This is a genomic window from Pseudomonas sp. MF6755 (assembly GCF_016405635.1).
Classification (GTDB): Bacteria; Pseudomonadota; Gammaproteobacteria; order Pseudomonadales; family Pseudomonadaceae; genus Aquipseudomonas; species Aquipseudomonas haemolytica.
On sequence record NZ_JAEKDA010000029.1, the window covers coordinates 1 to 19,327 of the forward strand.

General features: G+C 60.9%; 16 protein-coding genes. 8 read left to right on the top strand and 8 right to left on the bottom strand.

Annotated features, from left to right (window positions below; translation table 11 throughout):
- The first annotated feature begins 287 nt into the window (after positions 1–287).
- The 3 genes from JFT66_RS28065 to JFT66_RS28075 are packed head-to-tail and all read left to right on the top strand — an operon-like array spanning position 288 to position 3,853.
- Positions 288–947: a paraquat-inducible protein A gene (locus tag JFT66_RS28065; protein ID WP_034117935.1), complete on the top strand. Its 660-nt coding sequence runs from the start codon at positions 288–290 to the stop codon at positions 945–947.
- Positions 934–1,557: a paraquat-inducible protein A gene (locus JFT66_RS28070; RefSeq protein ID WP_198860539.1), complete on the top strand. Its 624-nt coding sequence runs from the start codon at positions 934–936 to the stop codon at positions 1,555–1,557. Before JFT66_RS28065 ends, JFT66_RS28070 begins: the two co-directional genes overlap by 14 nt.
- Positions 1,550–3,853, top strand: a complete 2,304-nt coding sequence (locus JFT66_RS28075; RefSeq protein WP_034117936.1) for a PqiB family protein — start codon at positions 1,550–1,552, stop codon at positions 3,851–3,853. Before JFT66_RS28070 ends, JFT66_RS28075 begins: the two co-directional genes overlap by 8 nt.
- Before the next feature lie 178 nt (positions 3,854–4,031).
- Here the strand turns inward: JFT66_RS28075 and mksF are convergent, their stop codons facing one another.
- The 3 genes from mksF to mksB are packed head-to-tail and all read right to left on the bottom strand — an operon-like array spanning position 4,032 to position 8,843.
- The gene (gene mksF / locus JFT66_RS28080; protein WP_034117937.1) at positions 4,032–6,872 is read right to left on the bottom strand and encodes an Mks condensin complex protein MksF; all 2,841 of its coding nucleotides are present in this window, start codon (positions 6,870–6,872) and stop codon (positions 4,032–4,034) included.
- Positions 6,869–7,576, bottom strand: coding sequence for an Mks condensin complex protein MksE (gene mksE, locus JFT66_RS28085; protein WP_034117938.1), 708 nt, complete (start codon positions 7,574–7,576; stop codon positions 6,869–6,871). The genes mksF and mksE overlap by 4 nt, the downstream gene beginning before the upstream one ends.
- Positions 7,566–8,843 (bottom strand): Mks condensin complex protein MksB, encoded by a 1,278-nt coding sequence (gene mksB / locus JFT66_RS28090; RefSeq protein ID WP_034117939.1) that lies wholly within the window; start codon positions 8,841–8,843, stop codon positions 7,566–7,568. Before mksB ends, mksE begins: the two co-directional genes overlap by 11 nt.
- Positions 8,844–9,030: 187 nt before the next feature.
- Between mksB and JFT66_RS28095 the strand changes: the two genes are divergently transcribed.
- Both JFT66_RS28095 and rimI read left to right on the top strand, forming a co-directional pair.
- Positions 9,031–9,777, top strand: a complete 747-nt coding sequence (locus JFT66_RS28095) for a hypothetical protein (protein WP_052224540.1) — start codon at positions 9,031–9,033, stop codon at positions 9,775–9,777.
- Positions 9,770–10,222: a ribosomal protein S18-alanine N-acetyltransferase gene (gene rimI, locus JFT66_RS28100; protein WP_034117941.1), complete on the top strand. Its 453-nt coding sequence runs from the start codon at positions 9,770–9,772 to the stop codon at positions 10,220–10,222. The genes JFT66_RS28095 and rimI overlap by 8 nt, the downstream gene beginning before the upstream one ends.
- A gap of 58 nt (positions 10,223–10,280) precedes the next feature.
- Here rimI and JFT66_RS28105 read toward each other — a convergent pair whose 3' ends face one another.
- Positions 10,281–10,685: a serine kinase/phosphatase gene (locus JFT66_RS28105; RefSeq protein ID WP_153870105.1), complete on the bottom strand. Its 405-nt coding sequence runs from the start codon at positions 10,683–10,685 to the stop codon at positions 10,281–10,283.
- Between the two features lie 139 nt (positions 10,686–10,824).
- Here JFT66_RS28105 and can point away from each other — a divergent pair, with 139 nt between their 5' ends.
- Positions 10,825–11,469, top strand: a complete 645-nt coding sequence (gene can, locus JFT66_RS28110) for a carbonate dehydratase (protein WP_010213394.1) — start codon at positions 10,825–10,827, stop codon at positions 11,467–11,469.
- Here the strand turns inward: can and JFT66_RS28115 are convergent.
- From JFT66_RS28115 to JFT66_RS28130, 4 genes are all read right to left on the bottom strand, one after another.
- The gene (locus JFT66_RS28115; RefSeq protein ID WP_153870106.1) at positions 11,466–11,990 is read right to left on the bottom strand and encodes an SET domain-containing protein-lysine N-methyltransferase; all 525 of its coding nucleotides are present in this window, start codon (positions 11,988–11,990) and stop codon (positions 11,466–11,468) included. The two genes, can and JFT66_RS28115, sit on opposite strands and share 4 nt — an antisense overlap.
- A 138-nt stretch (positions 11,991–12,128) precedes the next feature.
- Positions 12,129–13,298 carry a hypothetical protein gene (locus tag JFT66_RS28120; protein ID WP_198860540.1) on the bottom strand — a complete coding sequence of 390 codons (1,170 nt, stop codon included), beginning with the start codon at positions 13,296–13,298 and terminating at the stop codon, positions 12,129–12,131.
- 120 nt (positions 13,299–13,418) lie between these two features.
- Positions 13,419–15,119, bottom strand: a complete 1,701-nt coding sequence (gene acpA, locus JFT66_RS28125; protein WP_198860541.1) for an acid phosphatase — start codon at positions 15,117–15,119, stop codon at positions 13,419–13,421.
- Between the two features lie 139 nt (positions 15,120–15,258).
- On the bottom strand, positions 15,259–16,677 hold the full coding sequence (locus tag JFT66_RS28130) for a short-chain fatty acid transporter (RefSeq protein ID WP_198860542.1): 1,419 nt from the start codon (positions 16,675–16,677) through the stop codon (positions 15,259–15,261).
- Between the two features lie 186 nt (positions 16,678–16,863).
- Here JFT66_RS28130 and JFT66_RS28135 point away from each other — a divergent pair, with 186 nt between their 5' ends.
- On the top strand, positions 16,864–18,153 hold the full coding sequence (locus JFT66_RS28135) for an MFS transporter (protein WP_198860543.1): 1,290 nt from the start codon (positions 16,864–16,866) through the stop codon (positions 18,151–18,153).
- 192 nt (positions 18,154–18,345) lie between these two features.
- A complete protein-coding gene (locus JFT66_RS28140; RefSeq protein ID WP_153838978.1) occupies positions 18,346–19,251 on the top strand; it encodes a cation diffusion facilitator family transporter in 906 nt (301 codons plus the stop codon).
- Positions 19,252–19,327: the final 76 nt, after the last annotated feature.

The following is a 19,327-nucleotide window of genomic DNA, read 5'->3' on the forward strand; positions in this document are numbered from 1 at the left end:
AACTCAGTAGTGAAACGATGCATCGCCGATGGTAGTGTGGGGTTTCCCCATGTGAGAGTAGGTCATCGTCAAGATTAAATTCCGAAACCCCAATTGCGAAAGCAGTTGGGGTTTTGTTTTGGGCGCTAGAAAAATGCCGGCCATCTCTGTAGCGGCCAACTCGCGAAGATTATCGACGCTACCCCCGGCTCCCTGAACGCCTCAGCCCCCGACAAATTTGCACAGTTATTTCCGAGCCAGGCCATTAGAATAGCCACCTAACCAATTTTAGAGTCAGAGCCCTATCTATGCCCGATCCGGTTGATGCCCGTCAGGTGTCGGATTTACCACTGGACGACCTGGTGGCGTGCCATGAGTGCGACTTGCTGATGCGCAAACCAACGCTCGCCCTCGGCGAAAAAGCCCAATGCCCACGTTGTGGCTACGAGCTCTACGCTCACCGCCACAATGTGGTCGAGCGAAGCCTCGCCTTAGTGATCGCAGCACTGCTGTTGTACATCCCCGCGAACTTTTTACCCATCATGCAGCTCAATCTACTCGGGCAGTCCTCAGAGGACACCGTCTGGAGCGGCGTCGTCGGCCTGTTCGATACCGGCATGCAAGGCGTTGCTGCTGTGGTGTTCCTGTGCAGCATGGGCATCCCCTTGCTCAAGCTGCTCTGCCAATTGGCAGTGCTGCTCAGCATCCGTTGGAACATCGGGCGCAATTACGGGCTGCTGCTGTACCGCATCTACCACCACATGAAGGATTGGGGGATGTTGGAGGTCTATTTGATGGGCGTGCTGGTGGCAATCGTAAAGCTCGCCGACATGGCCTCTATCACGGTCGGCCTGGGTCTGGTCTGTTTCGTCAGTCTATTAATGGTTCAAGTTCTGCTTGAGGTGGTGATGTCGCCCCACCAGATCTGGCAAGCACTGTCTGGAGAGAATGACCATGCGGGCGATTGATGCGGGCATTCTGATTTGTACCGAATGCCATGAATTGAACAAGCAAGAAGCGGATACCGATGAGCAACTCTGCACCCGTTGCGGTGCGCTGATCCATGCGCGTCGCCCCAATAGCCTCACACGCACCTGGGCATTACTGATCACCGCGGCGATTCTGTATATTCCCGCCAACCTGTTACCCATCATGACCGTCAATTCCCTCGGTCAAGGCGACCCGAGTACCATCATGGCAGGAGTGGTCCAGTTGGTGCAGCACGGGATGTTTCCCATCGCCGCTGTGGTCTTTATCGCCAGTATCCTGGTGCCGACGTTCAAGTTGGTAGGCATCGGCCTGTTGCTCTTTTCGGTACAGCGTCACCAACCGCTGTCCGCGCAGCAACGCATTGTGATGTACCGCTTTATCGAATTCATTGGCCGCTGGTCCATGTTGGATATCTTCGTGATCGCCATCCTGGTGGCGGTCGTTAACTTTGGGCGGCTTGCCAGTGTCGAGGCCAATCTCGGCGCTGCAGCGTTTGCCAGTGTGGTGATCTTGACGATGCTTGCCGCAGTAACTTTCGATCCCCGACTGATTTGGGATAACACGGAGTCGGACGACGACCATGAGTGATTTGCCTAAAGCTAAAACCCGCCCGGCCTCCAATTGGTCGGCCATTTGGGTGTTGCCCCTGATTGCCCTGATCATCGGTGGATGGCTGGGGTGGCGTGCCTATTCCCAGCAAGGCATCGAGATCCAGGTTCGCTTCGAGAGTGGCGAAGGCATTCAGGTCAACAAGACCGAAGTGGTCTACAAAGGCATGACCGTGGGCAAGGTCAAGACCCTGGCCCTGGATGACGAGGGCAGCAATCGCGGGGTGATCGCCACCATCGAGATGAATAAGGACGTCGAGCAATATCTCAAGACCAACACCCGCTTCTGGTTGGTCAAGCCCAGCGTCAGCCTCGCTGGCATCACCGGCCTGGAAACCCTGGTATCGGGTAACTACATCGCCGCCAGCCCAGGGGATGGTGAGCCTACACGCAAGTTCAAGGCGCTCTCCGAAGAACCCCCGTTATCCGACGCCAAGCCTGGCTTGCACCTGACCCTGAAGGCTGACCGCCTCGGCTCGCTGAACCGTGGCAGCCCAGTGTTCTACAAGCAGATCCAGGTCGGCCAGGTCAAAAGCTACCTGCTGTCTGAAGACCAGAGCACCGTCGAAATCAAGGTCTACATCGAACCTACCTACGCCAACCTGGTGCGCAAACACACGCGTTTCTGGAACGCCAGCGGCATCAGCATTGACGCCAACCTCTCCGGCGTGAAGGTGCGCAGCGAATCGCTCTCGAGCATTGTCGCCGGTGGTATTGCCTTCGCCACGCCGGAGAATCGCAAAGACAGCCCGCCCACCGACCCGAGCCTGCCTTTCCGTTTATACGAAGATTTTGACGCCGCTGCAGCGGGCATCAAGGTCAAGGTCAAGCTCACCGACTTCGAAGGCCTCCAGGCCGGGCGAACCCCAGTCATGTACAAAGGCATTCAGGTTGGCAGCCTGAAAACCCTGAAGATCGACCCGGACCTGTCCAGTGCCAGCGCTGAGCTGACCCTCGACCCATTGGCCGAGGACTACCTGGTCCAGGACACACAATTCTGGGTGGTCAAACCCTCCATCTCCCTGGCAGGCATCACCGGCCTGGAGGCATTGGTCAAAGGCAACTACATCGCGATCCGCCCGGGTGACAAAGGCACACCGCCACAACGTGAGTACGTGGCCCGTGCCAAGGCGCCGCCTTTGGACCTGCGTTCCCCTGGCCTGCATATGGTACTGCTCACCGACAGCCTGGGTTCGCTGGATGTGGGCAGCCCGATTCTGTACAAACAGGTCAAAGTAGGTTCGGTTCAGAGCTACCAGTTTTCACGCAAGAAAAAACAACTAGTGATCGGTGTTCATATCGAGAAAGAATATGAAAGCCTGGTCAACGGCTCGACGCGTTTCTGGAATGCCAGCGGTGTCACCCTCACCGGCGGATTGACCGGCGGTATTCAGGTCAAAAGTGAATCCCTGGCCAGCCTGATGTCTGGCGGCATCGCCTTCGAAACGCCGGAACCGAATGTACCGTTGAAACGACGCATCCCGCGCTTCCGCTTGTTTGCAGACCGTGAGGCTGCCAACCGGCATGGCACTCTGGTGACCATTAAAGTTGACCGCGCCGACGGCCTGAGCCCCGGCACACCGGTGCGTTTCAAAGGTCTGGACGTGGGCAAGATCGAGAGTGTCGACCTCAGTGCCGACATGCAGTCGGTGCTGCTCAAGGCGCGAATCACCCAAGTGGCGGACCGCATCGCTCGTACGGGCAGCCAGTTCTGGGTGGTCAAGCCTGAACTGGGGCTGATGAAGACTGCCAATTTGGAAACCCTCGTCACCGGCCAATATATCGAAGTGCTACCGGCCGCGAAGAACGCAGGCCCGCAGAAGAATTTTGTTGCTCTGGCCCAGCCACCCGAGGCCGTCCATCAGGAAGCTGGCCTGAGCCTCACACTCAGCGCCGCACGCCGTGGTTCGCTGAAGGAAGGCGTGCCGGTCACTTACCGAGAAGTCACGGTGGGTAAAGTCACCGGCTATGAGCTGGGCCAAACCGCCGACCGCGTGCTGGTGCACATCCTGATCGAGCCCAAGTACGCGCCGCTGGTGCGCAGTGGCAGCCGCTTCTGGAATACCAGTGGCTTCGGCCTCGACTTCGGCCTGTTCAAGGGCGCCACGGTGCGCACCGAGTCGCTGGAGACTTTGGTGGCCGGCGGTATCGCCTTTGCCACGCCTGATGGCGAGCGCATGGGTAACCCGGCACGGCCGCAGCAGACCTTCCCTCTATTCGACAAGTTTGAGGATGAGTGGCTGACTTGGGCGCCTAAGATTCCACTGGGCAAGTAGACCGAGGCGCGGCCTTCGCGAGCAAGCCCGCACACATTCGACCGCATTCCTACCGGATAAACGCGGGCAACTGCGGGAGGGGGCTTGCCCCCGATGAGGCCCTTCAAATCACTTCAACGCTCACAAAAAAGGCCGCGATCCATAAGATCGCGGCCTTTTTGCATTTCAACGCAGCACGTCAGACTTCATCCAACTCCGGCTCGTCCGCCTGCACATTCACCGTCGCCTTCACCACATCATGGCGACGGATATACTTCCAGTCCGCCTCGTCGATGTAGATGCCGTTCGGCCCGCTACCGCCTTCCAGGTCGATCGCCACCTGGGCGGACACCTGCGGCTTCACACTCGCCAGGATGGGCACGAAGCCCAGTTGCAGGCTGGTTTCCAGCAATGCGGCCTGGTTCTTTTCATCGATGTCCGCCGCTTCGTCCAGGTAGTACGGCAAACGCACACGACCGGCCTGGTCACGGTCCATCAGGTGCAACAACAAGTACATGTTGGTCAGCGCCTTGATGGTCATGGTGGTGCCGTTGGACGCAGCGCCATCGATGTCGGTATGGATCACCGGCTGGCCGTGTACCTTGGTGATCTCGAACGCCAGCTCGAACAAGTCCTTGAGGCCCAGTTGGTTATGGTTGGCGGCCACCAGGCGGGCCAGGTATTCCTTGGCCTCTTCGTTCTTGTTGTCCTGCTCGGCGCTCTGGCTGAGGTCGAACACCGAGAGCGTCTCGCCTTCTTCATACTGACCGGCACTGTGGATGATCTGGTCGATATGCTTGAGGGCTTCCTTGTTCGGTGCCAGCACGATGCGGAAGCTTTGCAGGTTGGAGACCTGGCGTTTGTTGATCTCGCGGTTGAACAACGCCAGCTGGTGTTCCAGGCTGTCGTAGTCGCTGCGGATGTTGCGCAAAGTACGGGCGATATCGGTGACTGCCGCACGGCGTGCCTTGCCGAGTGTCAGCGCCTCATCGGTACGGTGTGCATAGGCGTTGATCAGCAGTTGCAGGCGACGCTCGACATCATCCTCACTGTCGAACTTGGCCACACCCTTGAGGCGCACCTGGGCGTACAGCGCCTCGATCTGGCCATCGGCGCGCAGCAGGCCCTGCCAGCTGTCCTGATAGTCATTGAGCAGCGGCAGCAGGTTGTCCATGGAATCGTCGACCGGGTCCATGAACGGCGTGCCGAACGGCAGGTCTGCCGGCAACAGCTGACGACGACGCAGCGCGTCATCCAGCGTACGTTGCTTGGCTTCCATATCGCCGATCTGGCGGCCGACCAATTGCAGCTTGGCTGACAGTTGCTGGACGCGCTCGGTAAAGGCATCGCTGGAGCGCTTCAACTCGTCCTGGGCAGCTTCCATCTGCGCCAGGTTTTCCAGTTTCTCGCCTTCTTCGGCGCTCAGGGTCTGGGTGCGACGGAAGTCTTCCAAGGCTTTCTGGGCGTCCAGCACCTGCTGGTACAGCGCTTCGGTCTGGGTCTTGCTTGCCGCACGGTCGGAAGCCACGGCCTGCTGGGTTTTCAGTTGCTTGAGTTCTTTTTCCAGGCGTTCTTTCTGGTCACGCAACGCGGCGCGGTCCGCCAGGGCCTGCAATGCTGGTGGCTCGATGTGCGAGATGTCGATGGACAGTCCCGGCACTTCAAAGCGCTCGCCCTTGAAGCCATCGAGGATCTGCTCCAGGGATTTGACCCACTGGCCGTCCTCGTCCAGGGTGATGCCATGTTCACCCAGTGGCAGGCTGAACAGCGAACTGTTGAACAGGCGCATCAGGCGCTCGACATCCTGCTGCGAAAACTCTTCGCGCAGTTTGGCGTAACTGTTGTTGTCCGCGTGATCGAGCTGCTGCTTGACTGACTTCAAGCGTTTTTCCAGATCGCGCAGACGCTCTTCCAAGTCCTCGGCGCTGAACTGCCGCGACTGCGCCAGAGCGCCCGCCAGTTCATCGTGAGCATCCTTGGCGGCAAGCAATTGCTGCTCCAGCACCTTGACGTCATCCACCAGCGCAAAGCGGTGCTTGAGCACCGACAACTCGCCCAGCCAACGTTGGATGCCGCTGATTTCCCGCTCCAGGCGCATCAGCTCCTGGGTGCCGCCGCGCTGGTCGTTTTGCAGCGCGTCCTGCTCGTTGCGGTAGTGCTCGGCCTGGATGGTCAGCTCTTCCTTACGCGCACTGGCGTAGTCCGACCAGGTGCCCAGCAACGAATCCAGCAGCGGTGACAGGCGATGCAGTTTGCCGCGCAAGGCATCGCGTTGTTTCACGCCATTGGCCAGCGCCTCGACCAACGGCCCGGCAGCCACCAGCGAGTTGTAGTCCTGCTCCATGCGTCGCACATCGCGGAAGGCTTCTTCGCACGCAGCGATGTAATCGACGCTGCCGGAACGCAGGCTGTGTTCGAAGGCATCGAGGAACAGCTGCTTGAGCTTGGCCGCCGTGATTTCGCGCATGTGCAGCAGGTTGATAAACAGCGCCCGGAAGGTCTTCAAGCTCTGTTCGCTGGTAGAACGCAGCGGAATCAGGGTCAGGTCCAGCGGGATCGACGTATGGCCGCCCACCAGCAAGCGCCGCAGTTCATCAGGCTTGAGCTCGTAGGCTTTGAGGCCCTCGCGCTCAAGGTTGGTGAACAGCTCTTTCTGACGCAGGCAGGTGTCGTTTTTCTGATAATGAGCCAGGTCCAGCTTGCCGGCATAGGCAAAGAACTGGTGACCAAAACCGCCGCCCGGGCCGCGCCCGACCACGCCGATCACGTGGGGGCCGTGAGGCAGGGAGACTTCCACCAGGATGTAGCTGGTGTCAGTGGCAAAGTAGAAACGCCGCGATTGTTCCAGGGTGTACTTGCCGAAACTCATGTCCGACATGCGCGCCAGGATCGGGAACTGCAAGGCGTTGATCGAGGCGGATTTGCCCAGGTTGTTGGCGCCATACACCGACAGCGGCTCTTCCAGCGGGAACAAGCCCAGGCTGTAGCCAGCGGTGTTCAATAGGGCGAAGCGGCGGATGCCGTAGCGTTCCTTACTCATGCGTCGGTCTCCTGTTCTTCGGCAATGGCACGGGCCAGGGCATCTTCTTCGCTTTCTTCATTGAAACCGCTCAGGTCCAGCGGGTCATCGGTCTTCAGCAGTTTTTCATCGCTGTCTTCGTCAATGATCACCGGCGCCGGCAACGGCAATACGCTGTGCACGCTGGCGGCCAGGTCGCGGTCCTGCTGCACGGAGAGGCACACATCGAGGAAACGGTGCATCGGCGGCAGGAAGCGGTAGATGCCGTTGTCTTCGCTGGCAAAACCCAGTTGGGTCATGCGGCGCATGATTTTTTCTTCGAGCTCTTCCTGGGTCTGCACTTCGGCCTGGATAAACAGGTCGCGGTATTTCTCCAGCAGCGAAGGCAGTTCATCGCGGCCCAGGCTGCCACCGTCGAGTACGGCAACCGGGTCGCGGCCCTGGTCGGCCAGATGTTCGACGATGATGAAGGTAAACAAGGCCAGGCGCTGGGCGGTCTTGTTCACTTGCGCTGCGGCCACCGCAGTGTCCGGCACGAAGTAGTAGAAACCGCGGGTATCGCATACCAACTCGAAGCCCAGGGCCTTGAACAGTGTGCGGTACTGGTCCTGGAAGTTCGACAGTTGCGCGTACAGCTCCGGGTCGCGGCGGCTGACGTGGTAACCCTTGAACAGCTCGCGAAAGATCGGCGCCAGCTGGGACAGTTCGGATAGATCAAGATGCATAAGGTGTGCTCGCAGAATTCTCGGCGGCATCAGGGCCGGCCGGGAGCAGGGCGAAGGAGCGCAGGCTGACCTGGTGCTCGTGGGTGTTGTAGTCGCGACGTTCCAGGCGCTCGCGTTTAAAGCGTTTTTCCCGCGAGAGGCGTGAGAACCAGTACAGCAATTCGTCGGTGGCGCCGTCCGGTTCCTGCTCCAGCAGCCAGGTCATCAAGTCGGGCATGGGCAGCGCGTCTTCGCAGCGCTCGAGCATTTCCTTGACCGTCCGCGGTGCGCGCTGGGCTTCGCCCTTGTGGGATTTGTGCGCCTTGGGGAAACGTGCCGGTTTGGGCTCGAAGTTCGCCAGGGCATACACATAAGCCTCGACCTGGCTGGCACTGCCGAGGAAGGTGCTTTGTGGCCGGGTGAACATTGGCATTGCGGCCTGTGGCACCGCGTCCAGGCCTTTACGGCGAATTGCCGACAGGGCCAGCGCCGCGCCACGGGTCACAGCATTATGCCGGCGTGCTTCTTCACGCAGCGGCAACAGCAACTCCCGCGCATGACGCAAGGTCAGTTGGGCGCTGGTCTGCATTTCGAGGATGCGCGCGTGGGTGCGCAGCAGCATGTCGTCGTCCACCAGGTGGCCGAGACGCTGCTGCTCGGTGAGCATGCGCAGCAGCACGTTCTCGACCTTGCGCACGCCTTGCTCGAACGCGCCGTCGGCGTTCACCAGCTGGATCATCGGTTCGACATATTCGTCCCACGTCGCCAAGACCTCGGCGTAACGCTGGCGCAACGGGATCTGGCGGTCGCTGGTCTTGGCGCGGTCGGCCACGGCGGCGAGGGCCTGTTCGTCGTTGGCGAGTTTTTTCAGCACGTCGCGCACGCGCATGTCCAGCAGGCGCAGTTGCCGGGCCAGGTCATGGCCGTCACGGATGTCGAAGGCGTCCTGGATATAACCGGCCAGGCGCTCGAGATGGCGCAGGTAGGCTTCGATTTCCAGGCACAGGCCAAGCCGGTGCTCCTTGCGAAGATAGGCGAGGAAGTCGTGGATCTGCGCGTTGAGCTCGAAACGGTTCGGGCTCTTGGCCACAGGCACCAGGATATCCAGGCGAATCCACACGTCCAGCAGGCTGGTGATGTCCTGGGGCGTGCTGTCCAGTTGTTGGGCGGCCAACTGTGCGCGCAGCTCGCCCAGGCTCAGGGTGCCTTGGTCGAAGTGTTCGCACAGAGGCTCAAGTAAGGCCCAGTGTTCGGCGAGGGCGCGCAGGACGCGCTTGGGTTCGATCATGGGAATGGCCGGCTGGTTGGCGATTAAAAGTCGCGATTGTACTGCATCAGGCGCGGGATTTATCCACAGCCGGTCAGTGCACAGTGGGCGATTGTTACCGAACAGCGGTAGAATCCCCGCTCTTTACTTATCCACAAGTGGCCGAGCTGTGCTTATCGAGTCCCGACGTCGCGCTTACTTGACCGCCATGCAGGTGGTCAACTGGCTGCCCCGCACCGAACTGCCGTTTGCCGCGCCGTCGCGGCCGGAGTTGTTGCAGGCGCCTGAGCCCTATGAGGCGTTCGAGTCTTCGGGAGAAGAGGCGGCCGCGCCCGTGGTGGTGGTCAAACCCACTCCCGAAACGCGCCCGGCGGTCGAGCGGGCCAAGATCGACGTGCCACGCCCTTCGCCGGTGACCAAGGCGGCCAAGGTGGTCGAAGAAGCTGCGGTGGTGGTCAAGGCGCCGGTGGTACCGCCGCCACGCTTTGCCCTGCAATTGCTGCGGGCCGGGCGTTGCCTGTTGCTGGTGGAACTGCCCACTGGCGAGCGTTTCCAGTCCCGCGACCCAGCCTACCTGCTGCTCAAGGACATGCTGCGCGCCGCCGGCCTGCCCGACAGCCCGCAAATCATCGGTGAGCCGGTGCGCTGGCCGTTGCTGGTGCGCGGCACCATGGACCAGGGCCCAGAGGCTGCACGGGATTTTGTCCAGGGGTTTGTCTCGGCGCGTCTGGAAGATGAACCCTGCGTGTGCCTGTGGTTGATCGGCCTGCCCGCCGTGCGGTTTGCCGGTGAAGCCAATGCCGAGGCCTGGTACCGCGAGCTGCAGGTCGACAGCCTGGGCTCGGTGTGGGCCCTGCCGGGCCTGGAATTATTAATGGAAGAGCCACAGCGTAAGGCTGATGTCTGGCAAGCCATGCGCCGGCTGATGGCGCGCTGGAAAACAACTGATGAGTGAGGCTTTATCCTTCCGCCCGATGACCGAGGCCGACCTCGACGCCGTGCTGAAAATCGAATACGCGGCGTTCAGCCACCCCTGGACCCGTGGGATCTTTCTCGACGGGCTGGGCAAGTACCAGATCTGGCTGATGTTCGAGGGCGAGCAGCAGGTGGGCCACGGGGTGGTACAGATCATTCTCGATGAAGCGCATTTGCTGAATATCACCGTCAAACCGGAAAACCAGGGCCGCGGATTGGGCCTGGCGTTGCTGGAGCACCTGATGTCCCGCGCGTATGCGGCCAATGCCCGGGAGTGTTTCCTGGAAGTGCGTGACAGCAATAGCGGGGCGTTCCGGCTGTATGAGCGCTATGGCTTCAATGAAATTGGCCGGCGTCGGGACTATTACCCGGCGGTTGGTGGTCGCGAAGATGCAGTCGTGATGGCCTGCACGCTGGTCGATTGAATACACAGCCAAATGTGGGAGGGAGCAAGCCCCCTCCCACATGTTGAACCGCGTTTTTTCAGCGGTTACGGTCTACAGGGTCAATATCGGCCAGTTCGGCCTCATCCAGGCCATTGCCGCCGCCAATCTCGTCCTCGTCCACAATGCTGAGGTCGAAGTCGGCAGGTTTGTCTTCCCCGGCCTCTCGCGCATCCCGTGCGCCATCCTCATGGATCAGCGTCTCCGGGCTCATATCGTCATCAGTCGATTCATGATCAGCGGTCGAAGCCCCGGTCATCCCGGCTTCGCGCACCCGTTCGTCGGGCAGCAGGTGCTCGCGTTCGCGGCGCGGTATTTCATCGCCGATTTCCGCCGTGGGTTCTTCTTCGTCAAAATCCAGCTCGCGCATCGAGCCCATGCGGTCTTCGTTGTCATCAATGGGTTCGGGCTGCGTAGCACCGTAGGGACGTCGTGAATCAGTCATGGCCAATCCTCATACTGTGGGGCTTATAGTGTGTGGACAGGCTGGGCTCCCCAAAGATTCAAGCTAATTTGCGCGTGGCGTGACCTGGACGAGGGGTTGTCAGTCACAAAACTGCGCATCATTCCTGAGGCTTTCCCTGATGAACGAACTACAAGACCTGCTTGATAACAACGAACGCTGGGCGGATGCGATCAAACAGGAAGATCCCGAATTCTTCGCCAAGCTCGCCCGCCAGCAGACCCCGGAGTACCTGTGGATCGGCTGTTCCGATGCCCGTGTACCCGCCAATGAGATCGTCGGCATGCTGCCCGGCGATCTGTTCGTGCACCGCAATGTGGCCAATGTGGTGCTGCACACCGACCTCAATTGCCTGTCGGTGATCCAGTACGCGGTGGACGTGCTCAAGGTCAAACACATCCTCGTCACCGGCCACTACGGTTGTGGCGGCGTGCGTGCGTCGATGCAGGACCGCCAGTTCGGCCTGATCGACGGCTGGCTGCGCACTATCCGCGATCTCTACTACGAGAACCGCGACCTGCTGGCCCAATTGCCCACTGAAGAAGAACGCGTTGATCGCCTGTGCGAACTCAACGTGATCCAGCAGGTGGCCAACGTCGGCCATACCAGCATTGTGCAGAACGCCTGGCACCGCGGGCAGAGCCTGTCGATCCACGGCTGCATCTATGGCATCAAGGATGGCCGCTGGAAGAGCTTGAACACCACCATCAGTGGCTTCGAGCAACTGCCGCCGCAGTACCGCCTGCGTCCGTTGGGTGAAGCCTAAGGCCGCTTGTGCTCGCGCCACCACGCCATGAAGGCCTGGCCTTCGGCGTTCAGTGGTTCCTTGCTGCCGGTGATCCAACCCCGGCAGTTCAGCTCGCCGCACTGGCAAGCGAACTGCCGGGCCAGCGCGTCTTCGGTCGTGGCGTAATCGAGCGTCAGCAGGCTGCCGGCGGGGATGGCTTGTACCGTCCATAGCTCCAGATATGTAGCGTCCAAGAACACGTTCGGGTTGCACGAGTGCTGTAACAGGCCGCAGAACCAACCATCGTACAAGTGGATGCGCGGAGACAGCTGCAGCGTGTGCGGGCGTCGCTCGCTGACGGCATAGCCAGATACCTGCGCAATGCGCACGCGGTTGTCAAAAGCGATCCGCGCTATGACTCCGGTCGTCATCCCATGCGCGTCTTGCTGGACCTGGAAGTGCTCGGTCGAAGGGTAACCCTGTTCCACGAGTAGCGTCTTGAAGGGATAGAGGCAGGCACTCACCGCGGTCTTAGCCTTATCCATGGCTTGAGTTTTCATCACTCTCCTGAGTTGGGCTGCATGGACCTGCGGGTTGTCTGACTGCGAGCCTTGCAGCAAATGGGCGCGGCCCAAGAGTCGCCGAAGTCGGAGCCTATATCTACTGTCAAACTTGACAGTAGAGACGGTTTATTCGTGTCAAAGCACAGGCGGCAGAGCAGTGGGGGTGGGCGGGGCACTTCTCAGCTGTTTCAACTGCGCCTTGATGGGCGGGGTGGCGCATTTGGCGTTAGCCTGCTCCGGGGGCAGGTTGCGCACCGAGGTGTAGAACAACGCACAGGTCTGCTCTTTACGCGTGACCTGCCAGGTGTTCAGGCAGGCCTTGAGCAATACATTGGCGTCGCTGGCGGGTTTCTGGCCCATACCGGCTTGCCAGCAGGCCGCGCTCAAATCCTGCCCCATCACTTTCAACCCGGCCTCGTCGGCTTTTTGCTCATCGCCGTCATAGCTTGCCGGGTCAGCCGCGTACCAGATGTAGCTGGGGTGGTTGGCGCCCAGCACTGACACGGTTCTGCCCGCGGCCGGGCTTATCTGCGCCAGTTCCAGCACGCCCACGCTCTGGCCGTATTGTTGCTTGATCCAACTGCGCACCGGCGCGCCGAACGCCATCATCGGCAGTGAACCGTTGGCATGCAGGCTCAGTTCCTTGACCATGCGGGTCTGGTAGTCAGTGAAGTAGCTATAGACGTTTTGCAGGTCTTTCCCTGCATTGGACGGCGCGGCGATGGGCGCGATATCGATGATGGTTTGATACGCCGGTGTTTCGCTGGCTGGTATGCCGTTGTCGGTGAGCAACGCTGCCCAACGGTCGGTGGTGGCTGACTCCAGGTAGTCCTGGGCCTGGGTGAGCGAGTAATCCGGTGGAAAGTGCAGCAATTCGACGCTCTTGCGGTTCTCCAGTGCCATGCCCAGCGGCAGGAACAGGTACCAGTTATACGCCCACTTGCCGTCGCTGTTGAGCTGGCTGGCGCCCTGGTAAGCCAGGTCGGCGGTGTTGAGCAAGGTGATCAAGGATTGGCCGTAGGTGTCCGGTACGCCACTGAAGGTCGCCGCGACCTGGCCGTCGCGGGTCTTAACACTGACCTTGGCCCGGCTGTAACCATCACGCTGCAGGCTCTGGTTCAGGTAATGCTCGGCGGTTTGCTCCAGCGTCCATGGGCGAAAACAGATCACGTTGCAGTTATTGGGAAACGCGAACAACTGGCTGACACGCTGCGTGCTGCCCAATGGCACCTCGATGTCGGCGTGTACGACCGCACTCGCCAGCAGTGCGGCCAGGGTGAAGGACAGCCTGGTCGGTTTAAACATAGTTGGTTCCTTGTCAGCGAAGCCCGTCTGCGCGGGATAAAAGCCCACCTGCACACAGTAGCGGCTGGCCAGGAAAACCGCGTGTTAAATCGCCAGGCATGTCGTTATTGGATAAGCCTCCTACAGGTTGAACTGCAAGGCGTTGCTCAGATCGCCCATGGGCTTCTGGCCGCGGGCGATCATCGCGTCATCGCGCTGCTTGAGGCCGTCCAGGGTCTCCAACTGGAACACCCGGGTGATCAACCGCAGGATCGATGCGGTGTCGTACACCGTATGGTCAACGGTGCCTTTGCGTGCGAACGGCGACACCACCAGGGCCGGGATCCGCGTGCCCGGGCCCCAGCGATCGCCTTTGGGCGGTGCAACGTGGTCCCACCAACCGCCGTTTTCATCGACGGTGACCACCACCACCATGTTTTTCCACTGCGGGCTTTCTTGCAGCACCTTCAAGGCGCGGGCGATATGGCGGTCGCCCGAGGCCACATCGGCGTAACCGGCGTGCATGTTCAGGTTGCCCTGAGGTTTGTAGAAACTCACCGCAGGCAGCTTGCCGGCCTGGGCGTCGGCGAAAAACTTGTTGGTGGTCGACTCATCGCCCAGGCCGCCATCGCGCAGGCGCTTATCACGCTCCACACGGTTTTGCGGCCCTTGCTGCTTGAAGTAGTTGAACGGCTGGTGGTGGTACTGGAAGTTCGGAATCTTGGGGATACCGCCGGAGTCCTTGAACTGCTCCAGGGTGGCTTGCCACGCGCCGGCGTACCAGGCCCAGTCGATGTTCTTTTTCGACAGCTTGTCGCCAATATGTTCGTGGGTTTGCGGCACCAGTACGTTGGGCAGGTCCGGTTTGGAATAATCCGGGTTTTCTGGGTCGCGAATCCAGGTGGGCCAATAAGGTGGGGCCAGGGTGTTCACGCCGTAACCATCCGGCGTCAGCGCGCTGGGCCCGAACTGCGGCGGGCCGGTCATGGCGCTGGCCGGCGAGTTGTCCAAAGGCTTGAGGCGTGTGTCGGTGGGGTCATCGCCTTGCAGCGTGGCGATCTGCGCCTTGGCCACCGACTGCGCGGCATTGGGATAAAACGGCGCCGTGGCGCTGATCAGGTAATGGTGATTAAGGAACGAACCACCAAATGCGCCCTGGAAAAAGTTATCGCAGAGCACAAACTCCTTGGCCACGTCCCACAGGCGCAGGGAATAACGGCTCTGGGCGTAATGGCCCATCACCAGGCCACCGGCGTCACCCCAGGCGACAAACCCATCGTTTTTGCCGCCGTTAATCTGCATCTGGTTCTGGTAAAACACGTGCCACAGGTCGCGGGTCACCAGGCTCAGCGGCAGGTCTTCGGCATTTGGGCCCTTGAGGGCGAACGGTGCGTTGGGCAGGTTCTGCTGGAATTGCACCTCGCTGGGGTAGGTCACCCCATCCACGGTTTGCGGGCCGACCTGCAACACACCGCCCCAGGTCGGAGGCAGGCTGGTCATTACGCTGCCGTCGCGGTCGCGCTGCTGGGCGTCAGTGGCGGTTAAGGCTGAAAGGGGTTTCTCCAACCCAGGGAAATCGGCGAACAGATTATTGAAGCTGCGGTTCTCGGCATAGATCACCACCACGGTCTTCACCTGGTCGTGCAACGCCTTGTCCAGCTCCTGGGGTGTGAGCGGCCGCGTGACCGGTGGGCTCGGTGCTTCGCTGGTATTGCCGCAGGCACTCAAGGTCGCACCGACCCCCAACACCGCCGCCCCGCCGAGGAAGCGCCGGCGGCTGGTGTCTACCGGCGGTTGGATGGCGGAATCGGGGGCGGGGTGGTCTTCGTGCTCGTCACTCATTGCGGAGGAGTCCTTGGCGAGATGTTGCAAGATATTTCGCAGGACGGTAGCAATGGAATGTGACGGAATTAAGGCAGCGCCAAGTTACGGGCTTCAAGCAGCAAGCTTGAAGCTAAAAACTTGCCGCTTGTGGCTGCTTTCAGGGCATGACCGGCGGCAAATAAGCCAACGTCGTCCCCAACGCCCACAACAAAAACAACACCAGCGGCGTGTGCACCAGCAACTGCACAAACGAGAACCCGATCAAATCCCGTGCCTTCAACCCCAACACGCCCAGCAGCGGCAGCATATAGAACGGGTTGATCAGGTTCGGCAGCGCCTCGGCCGCGTTGTAGATCTGCACCGCCCAGCCCAGGTGGTATTGCAGGTCATTGGCCACTTGCATCACGTAGGGCGCTTCGATGATCCACTTGCCGCCACCCGATGGGATGAAGAAACCCAGCACCGCCGAGTACACACCCATCAGCAGCGCGTAAGTGTCGTGGGAAGCGATGGAGGTGAAGAACGTCGAGATATGGTGCGCCAGGGTCTGGCCGTCGCCGCCCTTGACCACGGTCATCAACGCCGCAATCGAGCCGTACAGCGGGAACTGGATCAGCACGCCGGTGGTGGTCGGCACGGCACGGGCCACCGCATCGAGGAAGCTGCGCGGGCGCCAGTGCAGCAGGGCGCCGACCATGATGAACAGGAAGTTATAGGTGTTGAGCCCCGAAATGGCGCTGATCGCCGGCTTGGTCGAGAACTCATGGAACAGCCAGCCGGCCGCCAGCAATGCCAGCAAAATCGTCAGTAACGGGCTGTGTTCCAGCCATTCACCTGGGCGCGTCGGTGGTTGCGGCTTGGGCAGGTTGAAGGCCGGGTCGACGCCACAGGCCTTGGCATCACGGGCGCTATTGGGGCCGGGTGCGGTGGCGTAGGCGATGATCAGCGACACCACGATCAGCGCCAGCAACAGTACGCCGGATTGCCACAGGAAGATGGTCTCGGTGAATGGGATCATCCCGGTGATCGACAGGATCGACGGCGGCAAGCTGGCCGGGTTGGCCTGCAACTGCGCGGCCGACGACGACAGCCCCAGCGCCCAGACGGCACCCAGGCCCAGGTACGCCGCAGCGCCGGCGGCGCGGTAGTCCATGCGTAGATCCGTGCGGCGGGCCAGCGCCCGCACCAGCAAACCGCCGAACACCAGGGACAGGCCCCAGTTAAGCAACGAAGCCACCATGGAGATCAACGCGACCCAGGCCACCGCCGAGCGGCCATTCTTGGGGATGCGTGCCAGGCGGTCGATCAACTTCACCGCGGGCGGTGAGCTGGCGACCACATAACCACCGATCACCACAAAAGCCATCTGCATGGTGAACGGGATCAGGCTCCAGAACCCGTCGCCAAACGCCTTGGCCGCTTCGGCCGGCGCGGCGCCCATGCCCAGGGTCGCCACGGCGACGATGATCACGGCGAGGGCGGCAAACACCCAGGAGTCCGGAAACCAGCGCTCTGCAAAGTTGGAGCAACGCAGCGCAAACCGGGCATAGCGGCTGTCTTCGATAGCATCGGCCATGAAGCTTTCCTCTTGTATTTATTATGGGTTTTGGCAGTTTTACGGGATATTCCTCTACACCCATTGATTTGGGAATCCAGTTATCTTCAACGATCGATGAGTAAAACAAATATATCCGTCGCGATTGCCATCACTGGGCTCAGCTCATAACCTGCACGCCATTTTGTTTGCCTGCCGAGCCTGCACATGACTGCCACCTTTTCCCCACGGGCGCAGCGTTTTTCCCGCTCCGACTACAAAACCCTGGGCCTGGCCGCTCTCGGTGGAGCCCTGGAAATCTACGACTTCATTATCTTCGTGTTCTTTGCGCTGACCCTCAGCCAACTGTTCTTCCCCCCGGAAATGCCCGAGTGGCTGCGCCTGCTGCAAAGCTTCGGCATCTTCGTCACCGGCTACCTCGCCCGCCCGCTGGGCGGCATCCTGATGGCGCACTTTGCCGACCACCTGGGACGCAAGCGCGTGTTCAGCCTGAGCATCCTGATGATGGCCTTGCCATGCTTGCTGATCGGCATCATGCCGACCTATGCGCAAATCGGCTATTTCGCTCCGCTGATCCTGCTGGCACTGCGCGTGCTGCAAGGCGCAGCGGTGGGCGGCGAAGTGCCCAGCGCCTGGACCTTCGTCGCCGAGCACGCGCCGCGCCACCACCGCGGCTACGCCTTGGGTTTCCTGCAAGCCGGCCTGACCTTTGGCTACCTGCTGGGCGCACTGACCGCCACCTTGCTGGCGCAAGTCTTCACCCCCGCCGAAATCCTCGACTACGCCTGGCGTTTCCCTTTCTTGCTCGGCGGCGTATTCGGCGTGATCGGCGTCTGGCTGCGCCGCTGGCTCAGCGAAACCCCGGTGTTCCTCGAAATGCAGGCGCGCCGCCAGGCGGCAGCCGAAATGCCGCTACGCACCGTGCTGCGCGACCATCGCGCCGTGCTGCTGCCGGCAATGATCCTCACCTGCGTGCTCACCTCGGCCGTCGTGGTACTGGTGGTCATCACCCCGACCATGATGCAGAAAACCTTCGGCATGAGCCCCAGCCACACCTTCGCCCTGAGCGCGTTGGGCATCGTCTTCCTGAATATCGGCTGCGTCCTTGCCGGCCTGCTGGTGGATCGCATCGGCGCCTGGCGCGCGGTGTTGGTGTACAGCCTGCTGCTGCCGCTGGGGATTTTCATTCTGTATGCCAGCCTGATCAATGGCGGCGTGTGGCTGGGCGCGGCATACGCTGTAGCGGGCTTGAGCTGCGGCGTGGTGGGCGCGGTACCGTCGGTGATGGTCGGGCTGTTCCCGGCGCAGGTGCGGGTGTCGGGGATTTCCTTTACCTACAACATCGCCTATGCGCTGTGGGCGAGTACCACACCGTTGCTGTTGATCGCGCTGATGCCGACCAGCCCGTGGATCTGCGTGGGGTATTGCGTGGTGATGGGGGCGGTGGGGGTGGCGAGTGTGGCGTTGTTTGGCAAACGCCACACCTTGGCCACCTGAAGATCAGGTCAAGAAGTGCCAGGGCACCAAGGTGCCCGCCAGCCCGACCACCGAGACAATCGTCTCATGGGCAATTTGGTGCGCTTGAAAGTAACGACGCACTGGCGCGCGGATGACAATTTTGCAAACCATGCCAATGGATCTGGCCTATAGCTCTATGATCCGCCCCATCCCAACCCACGAGGACATTTCATGAGCGCAGGACACAGCCACGCCCAAGTACGCGCCGGCCACGAACGCAAGTTATGGATCGCCCTGGGGCTGACCGGCAGCTTCATGATTGCCGAAGTCATCGGCGCCTTTGTCACCGGCAGCCTGGCGCTGTTGTCCGACGCCGCGCACATGATGACTGACGCCCTGGCGCTGGCGATTTCCCTGGTGGCGATCCAGGTCGCCAAGCGCCCGGCGGATCGCAAGCGCACTTTCGGCTATGCGCGGTTCGAGATTCTCGCGGCAGCCTTCAACGCACTGCTGCTGTTCGCCGTGGCGTTCTACATTTTGTACGAGGCTTACCAGCGGCTGCAGGCGCCCGCCGAGATCCAGTCCACCGGCATGCTGGTGATTGCGGTGCTGGGGTTGATCGTCAACCTGATTTCCATGCGCCTGCTCAGCGCGGCCAGTGGCGAGAGCCTCAACGTCAAGGGTGCTTACCTGGAAGTCTGGAGTGACATGCTCGGCTCTGTCGGCGTGATCATCGCGGCGGTGGTGATCATGTTCACCGGCTGGGGTTGGATCGATTCCGTGGTTGCGGCCGCCATCGGGTTCTGGGTACTGCCGCGCACTTGGACGCTGCTCAAGGCCAGCATGAACATACTGCTGCAAGGTGTGCCGGAGGGTGTCGATATCGAGCAGGTGGAGCAGGGCATCCGCAGTGTGCCCGGGGTGAAGGACGTGCACGACCTGCACATCTGGGCCCTCACCAGCGGCAAGAACGTGCTGAGTACGCATTTGGTCGCGGATGCGTCCCAAGGCAGCGAGCAACAAATCCTCAGTCGAGTGACGGAATTGCTGCACGAACAATTCGATATTTCCCACGCCACGATCCAGGTCGAAGGCGAAGGTTTCCAGCATGACGACCACGACGAGGTGCATGCCTGAGCCTGGCTAACGGATTTGTAATCTTCCACCCACGGCCCTGATAAGTACCGAAAGCTACATTGCCCCCGCTGGGAAA

Bases quoted from the DNA above. Each gene is read 5' to 3' on its own strand.
- mksB (WP_034117939.1), bottom strand. From the start codon at position 8,843: ATGATCGAACCCAAGCGCGTCCTGCGCGCCCTCGCCGAACACTGGGCC.
- mksE (WP_034117938.1), bottom strand. From the start codon at position 7,576: ATGCATCTTGATCTATCCGAACTGTCCCAGCTGGCGCCGATCTTTCGC.
- JFT66_RS28105 (WP_153870105.1), bottom strand. From the start codon at position 10,685: ATGACTGATTCACGACGTCCCTACGGTGCTACGCAGCCCGAACCCATT.
- JFT66_RS28095 (WP_052224540.1), top strand. From the start codon at position 9,031: ATGCAGGTGGTCAACTGGCTGCCCCGCACCGAACTGCCGTTTGCCGCG.
- JFT66_RS28065 (WP_034117935.1), top strand. From the start codon at position 288: ATGCCCGATCCGGTTGATGCCCGTCAGGTGTCGGATTTACCACTGGAC.
- mksF (WP_034117937.1), bottom strand. From the start codon at position 6,872: ATGAGTAAGGAACGCTACGGCATCCGCCGCTTCGCCCTATTGAACACC.
- JFT66_RS28070 (WP_198860539.1), top strand. From the start codon at position 934: ATGCGGGCGATTGATGCGGGCATTCTGATTTGTACCGAATGCCATGAA.
- JFT66_RS28140 (WP_153838978.1), top strand. From the start codon at position 18,346: ATGAGCGCAGGACACAGCCACGCCCAAGTACGCGCCGGCCACGAACGC.
- can (WP_010213394.1), top strand. From the start codon at position 10,825: ATGAACGAACTACAAGACCTGCTTGATAACAACGAACGCTGGGCGGAT.
- JFT66_RS28115 (WP_153870106.1), bottom strand. From the start codon at position 11,990: ATGAAAACTCAAGCCATGGATAAGGCTAAGACCGCGGTGAGTGCCTGC.
- JFT66_RS28120 (WP_198860540.1), bottom strand. From the start codon at position 13,298: ATGTTTAAACCGACCAGGCTGTCCTTCACCCTGGCCGCACTGCTGGCG.
- acpA (WP_198860541.1), bottom strand. From the start codon at position 15,119: ATGAGTGACGAGCACGAAGACCACCCCGCCCCCGATTCCGCCATCCAA.
- JFT66_RS28135 (WP_198860543.1), top strand. From the start codon at position 16,864: ATGACTGCCACCTTTTCCCCACGGGCGCAGCGTTTTTCCCGCTCCGAC.
- rimI (WP_034117941.1), top strand. From the start codon at position 9,770: ATGAGTGAGGCTTTATCCTTCCGCCCGATGACCGAGGCCGACCTCGAC.
- JFT66_RS28130 (WP_198860542.1), bottom strand. From the start codon at position 16,677: ATGGCCGATGCTATCGAAGACAGCCGCTATGCCCGGTTTGCGCTGCGT.
- JFT66_RS28075 (WP_034117936.1), top strand. From the start codon at position 1,550: ATGAGTGATTTGCCTAAAGCTAAAACCCGCCCGGCCTCCAATTGGTCG.